The 12,933-nt window shown below is 36.4% G+C and carries 9 protein-coding genes; 3 read left to right on the top strand and 6 right to left on the bottom strand.

Annotated features, from left to right (window positions below):
- The coding region (locus BTO21_RS13155) for a GEVED domain-containing protein (RefSeq protein WP_211298256.1) at positions 1 to 2,248 on the bottom strand (2,248 nt) is incomplete at its 3' end.
- Positions 2,249 to 2,576: 328 nt separating this feature from the next.
- Here BTO21_RS13155 and BTO21_RS13150 point away from each other — a divergent pair.
- Positions 2,577 to 3,518: a LysR family transcriptional regulator gene (locus tag BTO21_RS13150; RefSeq protein ID WP_045029954.1), complete on the top strand. Its 942-nt coding sequence runs from the start codon at positions 2,577 to 2,579 to the stop codon at positions 3,516 to 3,518.
- 18 nt (positions 3,519 to 3,536) lie between these two features.
- Here BTO21_RS13150 and BTO21_RS13145 read toward each other — a convergent pair whose 3' ends face one another.
- Positions 3,537 to 4,196 (bottom strand): nitroreductase family protein, encoded by a 660-nt coding sequence (locus BTO21_RS13145; protein ID WP_105026851.1) that lies wholly within the window; start codon positions 4,194 to 4,196, stop codon positions 3,537 to 3,539.
- Positions 4,197 to 4,445: 249 nt separating this feature from the next.
- Here BTO21_RS13145 and BTO21_RS13140 point away from each other — a divergent pair, with 249 nt between their 5' ends.
- Positions 4,446 to 6,563 (top strand): FUSC family membrane protein, encoded by a 2,118-nt coding sequence (locus BTO21_RS13140; RefSeq protein ID WP_239998017.1) that lies wholly within the window; start codon positions 4,446 to 4,448, stop codon positions 6,561 to 6,563.
- 185 nt (positions 6,564 to 6,748) lie between these two features.
- Positions 6,749 to 7,345 carry a DUF3157 family protein gene (locus BTO21_RS13135; protein ID WP_105026850.1) on the top strand — a complete coding sequence of 199 codons (597 nt, stop codon included), beginning with the start codon at positions 6,749 to 6,751 and terminating at the stop codon, positions 7,343 to 7,345.
- Positions 7,346 to 7,424: 79 nt separating this feature from the next.
- On the opposite strand, the gene BTO21_RS13130 is transcribed toward BTO21_RS13135, so the two are convergent.
- The 4 genes from BTO21_RS13130 to BTO21_RS13115 form a co-directional block, all read right to left on the bottom strand.
- Positions 7,425 to 8,237, bottom strand: a complete 813-nt coding sequence (locus tag BTO21_RS13130; RefSeq protein WP_045029957.1) for an endonuclease/exonuclease/phosphatase family protein — start codon at positions 8,235 to 8,237, stop codon at positions 7,425 to 7,427.
- Between the two features lie 90 nt (positions 8,238 to 8,327).
- Entirely contained in the window at positions 8,328 to 9,950 is a 1,623-nt protein-coding gene (locus BTO21_RS13125) for a PTS transporter subunit IIBC (protein WP_045029959.1), read from the bottom strand.
- 59 nt (positions 9,951 to 10,009) lie between these two features.
- On the bottom strand, positions 10,010 to 11,743 hold the full coding sequence (locus BTO21_RS13120) for an alpha-glucosidase (RefSeq protein ID WP_045029961.1): 1,734 nt from the start codon (positions 11,741 to 11,743) through the stop codon (positions 10,010 to 10,012).
- Positions 11,744 to 11,835: 92 nt separating this feature from the next.
- Entirely contained in the window at positions 11,836 to 12,801 is a 966-nt protein-coding gene (locus tag BTO21_RS13115) for a LacI family DNA-binding transcriptional regulator (RefSeq protein WP_045029962.1), read from the bottom strand.
- Between the last annotated feature and the right edge of the window lie 132 nt (positions 12,802 to 12,933).

Below are 12,933 nucleotides of genomic sequence, written 5' to 3'. Positions count from 1 at the left end.
TTGAATCCAGACCAATAAATGAATTACCATTGCGATCAGTATTAAACAGGTAGGCATTACCGCCGCTGTAAAAAGTACCATAAAATAACCCTAGTATGCGATTGAAACCAAGGCTACTAATATCAGAAATGGTAGGATGACCAGAAATAGAAATTGGCGACGATAATGATGAAAATGCCATTGGATTTGAGGCTGGATCTAATTGCGATAATGCGTAGTTACTGCCTGCTGTTGCATCCGTTTGAAGCACTACATCACAAGTCGTATTCGCAGTTAAGTCTGAGAAATATAACCGATAATCTTCAACCTCACCATCATAAGCAATACTATTAGGTGTATCACAGGTTGTATTCATGCTACATAGGCGAACACGTAAAAAGCTATAACCCAATAACACATTATTAGGCATTGTAATTGAATATAACTTACTACCAACGATCGCAGTATTATCATTAATGACTTTTTCAGAGACTTCCCATACACCATTTTGATTAAAATCAACCCAAGCGTGAAGTTGACGTCCATTATCGACTTCTTCTTGAATTTCAATGGTTAAATCAAGATTATTATTAATATCGATAAAGGGTAAAGAATATGTCACACCATCATCATCAGCCAAATTATCGTTATCATCAGCTAATGCCAGTTTATCTTGTTCATTTATATTAGGATCCCACAACGTACCTAAACGAAGGTCCATAATATAATTACCGTCACTATCAGCTTCACCATGGAAGGCATCGTTACCGGCTAATAATGCATCACCCATATCACCTTGTAACACATCTGTCGACATCGCATAGATATTACTTAATCCTGTATCATCCTCAATATATATACTGATATCTCTATTACCAACAATGCTACTATTATTCTGATAGCGAATTGCTTTCATTAATCCAGCGGCTGTTGTTGTTGTTGCTGCATCATCAATAAAATTAATCTGTAATGGCTTTCCAACACCATTGTTAATTATATCAATTTCACCAAATAGCACCCCTTCATAGTAGACTTGATTTAGAGCATCAACACGAATTTCACCGACACCATCACCAACGGATTCAATAAAGGTAATTTCATTTGCAGCATCTTTATAGGCCACATTAATTTTAAGCTGGCCGCCATTAAGGGTAACACTATCAATATCTGTTGATACTGCATCTGAGTTAACATCTAGAGAAGCAATAAGCCCCATAATATATAAAGATTTATCGCCATTAATATTTAGAATTTCAGGGGCATTAGGATCGGGGACAATATAGGTAACAGTAAAGTAACCATGAACGTAATTATTTGTAGTATCAACAACTTGATATGTCATTGGGTAAATACCAGGATCTAATCCTGTGCCAACAGGCCCGGGAGTAAAGGTAAATTCATCAACGCCAGTTTCAACCAAAGCACCAGAAATATCACCTAAACTCATAACATTAATATTAGTTCCTGTAACATTAAAAGTATAACTATCTCCTTTTTTAACAATCACTTCACTATCAGTAAAAGCCATGAAATTAACGACGGGTTTATCAACTAAGTTAAATAACACATCGAAATGGGTTTTAGATTTAATAACCCCATTATTGTCAACATCTTCTACAACAATACCGGCACTGTATAAGCCAGGAGCTAATGTACCAGAATTATTCCATGTTAAAACACCCGTACTTTCATCAATCGTCAAACCTGGAGGGTTACCACCCCCTCCCATTTCACTCGTATTACCGACACGAAATTTAATATTGTCACCATCAGGATCTAATGCTGGAATTTTCATCGTATAATTTGTTAATACTGAGCCATCATTATTTTTTTGAGGTACTTGATATAAAATTGGAAAATCAATTAACGGTGCTCTATTTCCGCCTTGTACTAGTATTGTTGATTGAATATTCCAAGAACCACCAGAATTATTCTTCAAACTAATTCGACAACAACTACCATAATTAGCAAAGTAAGTTGTATTGACATCAACATCTTTAATTTGAGTTTCTGATACTTCTAATTTATATTCGCCATTAATAATCTGATTTGTAATTATACCAAGATATGTTTTTGTTCCTCCAGAAACAGTCACACGGTTACCATTACAATCTGATCGGTTAACATGACATGCGGTTTTTAATGAAATAATCACATCATTTTTAATACCATCAGCATCTAAGGCTACCGGTGACCATGTTATGCCACCACCACGCCAGTGTGCAGCATGAATCGCTGTAGAAAATATGATACAAAAGATAATTAGCATAGTGAGTATGCTAAATGTTATTTGTCGATATTTGTTATCTTGCTTTAATATCATATCTTATCATCTAGCTAATTTAGAGAGGTAAAATAAATATGCATATATTAAACCAACAAAGCATCAAAAATGAGAAATCACCAATAGGCTGATTAAAAATGGAAATGTATTTATTTTAAAAATTGCAAAATGAAAAAATTCACTTACTATTTTTACTTTGATTATTATTTTTCAACAGATAGCGTTAATAATTCATCTATCGTGTCTAACTTTCAGTTATTATAATACCTAAATTTGCTGATTCATTATTACAATAATATTAAAGGATTATTTTATGTCTCTTACTACCCAATTATTACTTTTTGCTGATGTTGTTCATCAAGGTTCTTTTTCAAAAGCAGCAGCATTGCATGATATGGATAATTCATCATTATCAAAAAAAATCAAAAAATTAGAAACAGAATTAGGTGTTCAGCTATTAAACCGTTCGACACGTTCATTTTCTTTAACGTCTGCTGGTGAGGATATTCTCAAACACACAGCCAGACTCAGCGATGCTTTAAATGATATCCAACTCATTGCTAACTCATACCAATCACACCCTAAAGGCATTTTACGGATCACGTCACCCATTTATTTTGGTCAAAACTACTTGCAACCCGTCATTTCACGCTTTATGACACAATATCCTGATATCCAAATTGTACATTCACTCGATGATAGAAAGTCTGACATTATTTCAGAACAATTTGATATTGCATTTCGACTTGGAAAATTGACTGAATCAAACTTAATTGCGAAAAAAATCGCCGATACTCATTTTATATTAATTGCTTCAAACGCCTTTATTCAACGTTATGGAATGCCTAATACACCACAACAACTATCTGAACTTCCAGCTATTGTATACAGTAATGTCGACTTAACGATTGATCAATTACAGATTAAAAGCACCGATAAAAGTAAGCGATTTTGCCACTATAAAATGCAAGCTAAATACAAAGTCAGTGATGTAAAGACCATGATAAACGCAGCCAAAGATGGTATAGGCTATGCGCTTATTGATTTATCTAATCTAGAGGGTTCACTAGAACAACAAGGATTAATACAGCTCTTACCAACTATGATTATCTCTCGTGTAGATACGGCTATTTATGCAATCTGTCCTCATCGAAAACATACCATGCTGGTAAAAGAGTTTATTCGAGAAGTACAAGATCATATCGGTACACCACCACGCTGGGAAATGTACCTCTCTAAACAAAAAACTGTATGATACTTATTTATCAATTAATTACAGTACAGTAATAATGTCATCAACAGCTAGACGCGCTTTTGGTAAACCAAAGTTATAATCTTGTTCTTCTAGAGGATATCCCATAGCAAGAGCAACATCACAAACATAACCATCAAGTTCATCTTTAAAAACTGAACCAATCAATTGTGAATCAATCCCTTCCATTGTTGTTGATGCAATACCCAAACGAGCAAGAACATGCAATACATTTCCTAATGCGATATAACTTTGCGCTTTTGTCCAATGGCCATTAAATCCATTTTCATCGGTATTTAATTCAGCAAAACCATAAGCACCATCTAACATATCATTATATTTTTCTGCAGGTAAATGTCCCGATGACACCTCAACATCAACTACATGACGGTAGTCATCTTTAGTATAAGAAGGGTTATATGCAAACAAAACAATATGTGATGCTTCTATTGCATGATGTTGGTTAAATTGGAATTTATTTTCAACTGTTTGATGAAAACGCTGTTTTGCCTCATCACTTTCAAGAACAATAAACTTCCATGGTTGAGAATTAATTGATGAAGCAGATAAACGAATTGCTTCTTTAATGACATCTATATTTTCAGCACTAATTTTTTTAGTTTTATCGTATTGCTTTGTAGTATAGCGGCTATTTAGATCAGTAATAATTTGATGTTGCATAATAATATCGCTCTTAACTTATTGATGGAGCAATAGTAATGAGAAAACCAATGACAATAAATAGCATTTTCTTCCAATGATTATGGCGATTTTAGCCATAATCAAAAATATCAATTAAAAACGAGAAAACAACAAACAATCCTTTAATCCAATAAATTTATCACTAAAATCAGCTACTACACTGGCTAAACATACCAACAAGCGATAAATTATAGAGATACGTATTTTTTATTAACTACCGTGCCGATAATGATTCAGTCAAATATTTTACTTCGTTACCCATCACTGCGAACTTTCTTTAATCTAAGAACTAATATCGCCGCCCTTAGCTTTGTGAGCAGTTCTATTCCATTGTTTTTAATGGGTCATGTCACTATGGGCATTGCTTTTTCACTCGGCAGTATTAGTTGTGGTTTTGCCGATACCTCAAGTGTGACTAAATACCGCATCTACGATTTTGCGATTGCCCTACCGCTATTTTTCTTGATCAGTTTAGGTATTGAGCTCGTTTTCCCACACTCATGGCTATTTGCAGGCTCATTAGCCATTGTTAGCTTTGCTCTTTTTATGCTAGCAGTATTAACGCCACGTTTAGGTGCAATTGGTTTTGCAGCGATTCTCTTAGCCATTTACGCGATGTTATTACACCTTGATGGCCGTCCGGTATGGATGATACCCACATGGCTTACTGGTGGCGCGGTGTGGTACATTTTTTGGCAAGCATTAGCAATTAACTTCCTTCCAAATCAGGAATCAAAAGATATTTTATCGGATCTTTATCAAGTATTAGCGAAGAAACTCATGCTTCACGATCAAGGGTTTGTACTTGCAACAGATAAAAACCAGATCTTTATTAAATCTGCCCAATTCCGATCTCAAATAGCAACTTTGTCACATACCCTTGAATACCGCATTCATCAGCAATTTTGTTGTGGTGAAGACAGCGCCAAATTACAGGACATTTATCGTTTTTTAAAAATTGCAGAACGTATTAACGAGCAAACACGCTTAATGTATTTCACGTCAACACCATTATTAAAGCAATATAACCCACAATGGTTAGAAAATATTCATTATGCAAACCAACAGATTAGCCAATATTTAGCGCAAGTCAGTGTTAATAACGTACACCATTTAGCTCTACCTGAGATCGATTTCAAAACCTTACGTCAATATCAGGTAGCAGAAGAAGCGCAAAATGAAGCAATAACAGCACATTCGTTTATTAATAAATTAGATATTATTTATCTTTTATTACAAGAACTTAAAAACAAAGCAACCACGGTTACAATCACCCCTCAAATTATAGCTAAACCTATTGTTCTAACATGGAAATGGAAAGATCTTGTTTCAAAACTCATTAGTCAAATGACACTGAAATCAAGTTATTTCCGTCACGCACTTCGTGGAACATTGAGTCTTACCACTGGCCTTATCGTTGTTCGTTCGTTGAATCTCGATTTTGGATTTTGGACATTAATGACCAGCTTATTGATATTGCGTCCGAATTTATCCATGACATGGACACGGCTGTTACAGCGTCTTACAGGTACGGTTTGTGGATTGATTGTGGTCGGTGGTTTACTGCACTTTCAAGTATCAACCGACATTTTACCTTTTGTCTTCTGTATTGCTGCTGTACTGTTTTTTCATACTTCTGCGCGTCATTATGGGTTTGCAGTCTTCTTCGTTACTTTATTTGTTTTTGCTGGCTTCTCACTCAATGGTCAGGGAGACAACATCATGCTTCCACGGTTAGATAACACCGTATTAGGAGTATTTATTCCTCTTATTTTTGTGTTTATTCTCACTCCTGGCTGGCAAAAGAAATCATTTCCAACCCAACTATCAACCACTATCAAAGGTTATACTGACTACTTGATTAGCTTTCATCTTTACTTAGCAAATAAAGATCCACAACACATCGAAAAATTACAACGCCACTTCCAAGATTGTGTAGTCTACGATACCAACTTATTTGATCACTGGATGGGATATTTAGGCGAACCACAACGTAATTCACAAACCAGTGAACACATTCTTCTTTGTAGTCGTAGCTCTAATATTATTTTACGCATATTAACGCAAATCAATGAAAATAAAGAACAAATAATACTCAGCAATCAAATAGAATCAGAGATAAAAAGTGCAACCCATTCATTAATACAACTTCAACAACTGTTGCAACAAACCTTAAATCATACTGAGTTATTCAAACATATTTCGAAACAAGAGCAGTTAATTTATCAATCTTTTACTTATATTGAAGATGAAATATATCGTCTTGATAACAATCAGTTAATCGCGTTACTGGCAAAAGAAATTGCATTTTTTCTTAGTGCTATCGACCATCAAGCACAAGAATAATTACGACTTCATTGTTTATAATAACAGTACGTTGTTTCTCTATAAGCCAGTTATCATGCTGGCTTTTTTAAATACGGGTTAACCATACTATTTAATAACAATTATCAATAACTGAATTAGCGTTATTTAGCTATAAAACTGCTAGAATTGCATCCCTAAAAGCATCAGAAGTTAAGGACAGAATAATGCTAAAAAAAACGCAACTGTGCGGTATTGTTATTACTTTAATCGCTTCAAGTTCAGCATGGGCAGCGGATCAAACCATCACACTTAAAGACGGACGCCAAGTTATTCTGCATGATAACTTTACTTGGCAATATAAAGCACAAACCAATCATCCAACCACCAGCCCTACTCTCAAAACAACAACGGCAATTCCCGTTATCGCCACATCAGCTATGGCTATTCCTGTTATTAGTGCATCAAAAGGTGTTGCCGTTGAAATAGGGTCGAAAAAAGCAATTCAACAGCTAAGTAATAGCGGTATAGACGTACTATTAACGGCTGCACATTACGAAAATGGTACACTGATTATTCCAACCATGATGACAAACCAAAGTTCGAAATCAGTAGTCAATGTCACCATGAAAGTGCGTTTAAGTAATAGTGACGGTCAAACAATAGCCACGGACGAGTTCACCGTATGGCGCTCAATTAACCGTATGCCAGACACCTATTTCCGTCCAAAAACACAGCATCAAGGTAAACCAATTATCTTTGATGCACCAAAAGCTGAGCGTTACTTTATTGATGCTGAAATCACTGATGTTGATATGAGATAACCATAAAATTACAATAAAAAGCTCAAATCATGGTTTAAATTTGAGCTTTTTAGTCACTAATTATGATATAGCTGACAATCTATTTACTGCTAATGCTAATTTCAGTAATAATGCCAAAGTGATCTGACACCACGTCATAAAAATCACAATTAAAAATAACCTGATGATTTATTACAGACAGTTGCTGATTACTAAAAATATAATCTAAACGCAATGACTGGCTATTTTGCTGCCAACCATCAATATTTTTAACAACTGTTATCCCTGTATCTTTCGTTTCTGCCATGGCATAACAATCAAATAAGTGACATTGTAACGCATAATCATAACCTTGATCGCGAATATGACTAGGGTTATTAAAATCACCTAATAAGAAGCTCAATCGCGGTGATAATGTCGCTGTAATTCGATTTAAATGATCAGCAAACGAACCTTGTTCATCATTCCACCAACCACAATGGCAATTATAAAAATCCAACTCTTGTTGTTGATAAACCACTTTAATACGTACAGCGCGACGATGTTTCCAATTACTGACATCATAATGATCACTTAAATCGATCACTTGATGCTCGATAATAGGTAAGCGGGTTAAAAAAGCCAATCCTTCTTGATAAACGTCATAACTTTGATGAACAAAATCCCATGTTAGCTGATAATCATGCCCCAATTCGGCTAATTTTTGCTGTAATAAATAGCCATAATTATCGCTGTGTACGGGATGATTACTGCATATCTGTTCATTTACAACAGCGCTAAGATGGTGTTGGTTAACCTCTTGTAATGCAATCACATCACAATCTTGATCAATAATAGCTTGAGCAACTATGGCTAACTTTTGTAATTGATCTGATTCTTGCCAACTGTGAGTATTTAATGTCAATAACTTCATAAATCATTCACTTACTAATGATGTATTAAGATAAAAAAGCGTAGCATTTCAACTACGCTTATCAATAATGTCATTTGTTACAACAACTCGTTAAGCCATCGCAAACTTATCTATTAATGCAGATTTAATAACATCAACACCCGGACCATAAATAGCTTGTACCCCTTGATCTTTAATGACCAATCCTAACGCCCCCGTTGACTTCCATAAGGTATAATCAGCCACTAATGCAGGATCTTTAACCGTAATACGTAGACGTGTCATGCAGGCATCAATCTCTGCGATATTGCTACGACCACCAAGGTTTTGAATAATAATTTCAAGCTTATCGTCTTGTGACATCCCTTCGGCTTTCTCATCAATATAATTACCTGCACGCCCAGGGGTTGGTAGATTAAATTTAATAATAAGCAAGCGGAATAAAGCATAATTAATCGCAAAGAAGGCAATACACACCATCACAAAGCTAATTAAGTCCCCACCAATGCCCGCCGAAATCATCATTGGAACGCGTGTAATCAGTTCAATCAGACCAAAAGCATGCACGCGTAAATCAATCAGATCCACCAGCGCAAAAGCCAATCCGGTTAATATTGCATGGGCAACATAGAGAACAGGCGCAACAAACATGAACATAAATTCAATTGGCTCAGTCACACCTGTTAGTAATACAGCTAAACATGCTGAAAAGAACATTGGCTTATATTGCAGACGCTTATCGTTATCAACACAATGGTACATGGCAAGACCAATACCAATTAAAGAAGATGCTGCAATAATCACTTGACCTGCTTTAAAGCGTGCAGGGTGAACAGTCGCCAATAGATGCTGGTAAGCCGCAGGATCGGTTAATTTAAGATTATTTAAATCACTCACCCATGCAAGCCATAATGGATCTTGGCCATAAACACTTGAACCTGCACTTGGTCCGGTTAATAACTGATATGCCCCACCCAGTTCGGTATAATTCATTGGAATAGTTAGCGTATGGTGTAAACCAAATGGCAGTAATAAACGCTCTAAGGTACCGTAGACAAACGGAGCTATAATAGGCGCACTATCTTTTGAGCTTGCAATCCATTGACCAAATTCATTTAATGCACCTTGTACTAATGGCCAAACAACCGCTAATACAAACGCAATGATCACTGAATAGAAAATCACCATGAAAGGAACAAAACGTTTGCCGTTAAAGAACGCTAACGCTTCAGGTAATCGAGAAAAGTCATAATAACGGTTATATAAATTAGCCCCTAAATAACCAGAGATAATGCCAATAAATACGCCCATATTCAGTGCTGGAGCGCCTAAGATAGTGGTAAAAAATTGAGATACAGGCAACTCAGAACCAAACAGACTCATAACAGTCGCATGAGGATCACTCATCATGCCGCCATTAACCCCGAAAATAACCCCAGTGGTACGGTTGATCAGTATAAAAGCAATCACGGCGGCAAATGCACCGCCTGCACGTTCTTTAGCCCATGAACCACCAATTGCAACGGCGAACAATAGATGTAAGTTAACAATCACACCCCAGCCAATATTTTCCATAATATGGCCAAGAGTTTCGATAGCGCCAATGCCACCTGCATACATAGCGACAACTTTACCTAACGAAATCATAATACCAGCAGCAGGCATTACGGCGATCACAACGATCAGTGATTTACCGAACCGTTGCCAAAAATCAAACGAAAGTAATTTACTCATAACGATGTCCTTGATTGAGAAGGCAGGTTTACGTCATCACTGACCTGCCATAAATATAACTATTGTTTTTTCACAAACACATAAGCCGCATAAGCTGGTGCTAATTGTGTCGCCATAAAGTCGCTACGAGTGTTATTATTATTTGGCGTTTGATTATCGAGCACTAACTCCCCTAGCTGAGCCACATCCAGATCAACCTTGGTCTCGTGATCACTTAAATTCGTAATAACTGTCCACGTCAGATCTGATTCAATCCGTTGATAAGCATAAATATGGGCATCATTTTCTAGTAATAATTGATAGCGCCCCGTAATCAAACTTGGATTATTTTTTCGAAGGGCGATTAACTGTTTATAAAACTGTAAAATCGAGTGCGGATCGCGCTGTTGTTGTTCAACATTAATATCGGTGTAATTAGGATTAACGACCAGCCAAGGTGTCACTGTTGAAAAACCACCAAATGCCTGTTTATTCCACTGCATAGGTAAGCGGCTATGATCACGCGAGACTTGGTTTAGCAACTCTAATATCTGTTGCTCCGTTTTTCCTTGCTGTTGTAATTTAATGATTAAGTTTTTAGCTGATACATCATTAAAATCATCTAACGCGATAAACGTATGATTAACCATACCGATTTCTTGGCCTTGATAAATAAATGGCGTACCTTTCATTAGGAAATAACAGGCAGCTAATGCGGTGGCGCTGCCATACCAATAATTGGCATTTGCAAACGTATTAATACTACGAGCTTGGTCGTGATTTTCGAGGTATAAAGCATTCCACCCTTTACCTTCTAACGCATTTTGCCAACGGGTTAAAATTTGCTTAAATTCCACCAAATCAAACTGTTCACGATTTTGCTCTTCTGACCACAACTTCATGTGTTCAAATTGGAAAATCATATTAAAGACGCCACCTTTATCGTTGTCAGTGGGCTCAGCCACCCACGTTAATGCATCTTGTGCTTCAACCCCATTAGCTTCACCAACAGTGACAATATCAAATGGTGCAAATGCCTGATCACGCAATTCATATAAATGCTGTTCAATGCCATCAACATTCATGTGATAGTCAAACGAAGACACATAATTATCACCATTTGGATTTGGTAATGAGGGTAAACAAGGTTGTTTTTGTATATGGCTGATCGCATCCACTCTAAAACCATCAATACCACGTGCTAACCACCAATGGATCATGCTAAATAACGCTTGTTTTACTTCTGGATTCTGCCAATTAAGATCGGGCTGTTTTTTAGAGAATAGATGTAGGTAATATTGCGCAGTATCAGCATCATATTGCCACGCACTACCATGAAAAATACTTTCCCAGTTATTCGGCTCAAAGGTTGGTTTTTCAGCCGTTGCTTCACTGCCATCGCGCCAAATATACCAATCACGTTTAGAGTTAGTTTTATTGTGGCGTGATTCAATAAACCATGGATGCTCATCGCTAGTATGGTTAATCACTAAATCCATAATGATACGAATACCGCGTTGATGTGCGGCATTGATTAAGCGATCAACATCGGCAAGGCTGCCGAAATCTGGGTGAATGGCTTGGTAGTCACTAATATCGTAACCATTATCATCATTAGGTGATTGATAAAATGGACAAATCCATACCAAATCAATACCAAGTTCAACTAAGTAATCAAGCTTGGCAATAATTCCAGCAATATCACCAATACCATCTTGGTTGCTGTCAAAAAAACTGCGTGGGTATATTTGATAAGCAGTGGCAGTTTTCCACCATGCAAGCGATGTTGCTGACGTATTATTAGGGTGATTCATCCATTTAACCTTACTAAACGTATACTACATATTCGTATGTGTTACCGATAACACACACGGTAAGATCGAATGTAGTGATATGCAAAAGGTTTTTAAATGAACTGAGAGCTTTCTCTAATTTTTAATTCAAATTGGCCTTCACAAGAACTTGAATCGCGCTTGATTAGCTTCTTCACTGCTTGATAACCCATTTGATAATAATTAAATGCCACCGTTGTTAAACTAGGTACTAACAAGTCGCTATAATCATAATCGCCAATACCTATCACCCAAATATCATGCCCTATTTTGAGATGCTGTTCTTTGGCTCGACGGTATAACCGTATCGCAATATTATCAGTAGCACAAAAGTAAACATGGTTAGATTTCAATGTAATTGATTGATAAGCTTCTTTTTGTTCAGAATCAGCTAATGCTTGTAATGAATGCGGTAAGGTCGGTGCAATATGAGCCAGCGTGGTTTGCATCAGCTGAGTTCGCGATGAAAGCATACGCGCATCATAGATATAATGAATAGCTGAAAATGGGGCTTGCTGTTGTTGTAACTGATGAATGGTGTGAGAGACAAGTGCCGTTATTGCCGCTTGTTCGGGATAATATAAGCAACAATGATCAGAAATTTGTTTTCCAATAAAGATTAAATTTTCTAGCCCCTTATAAAAAGGTTCTTCAATACTGTGCTTTGAAGCAATAACAATAGTACCTAATGCATTAAGGCCGTTGAACTCACTTACTGCTTGGCGCTCAGATTCATGGCTAAATCCTGTCGCATGAAATAACATACGGGCATTAGACTCATTTGCTGCTGCTAAAGCACCTTTAATCACTAAGCTAGTCGTGTAAGACTCAATTCGTGGTGCAATAAAACCAATAATATTAGATTGACTACGAATAGATCGCGCAAATTTATTGGGTGTATAGTGATTTTCTTTTACGATCGTATCAATTTTAATCCGATTTTCTTCTGACACATAGCCACCATTAAAATAACGTGACACTGTCATTTTAGAGATTCCAAGCTGTTTTGAAATATCAGCCATCGTCATTTTCTGAGCCATAACACTTTCACTACAATAATCAATATTATCGCTATAGTACCCAATATATTGACAAAGAATACAGCACTAACGTTAATCTATTGAAAAGTAATAAAACTATGCTGAGTTCCATTCAATAACAACAGTAAAATT

The organism is Photobacterium phosphoreum (assembly GCF_002954725.1).
GTDB classification, from domain to species: domain Bacteria; phylum Pseudomonadota; class Gammaproteobacteria; order Enterobacterales; family Vibrionaceae; genus Photobacterium; species Photobacterium phosphoreum.
Note: the sequence above shows the minus strand (reverse complement) of the source record. Positions and strands in the feature narration are given on the sequence as shown.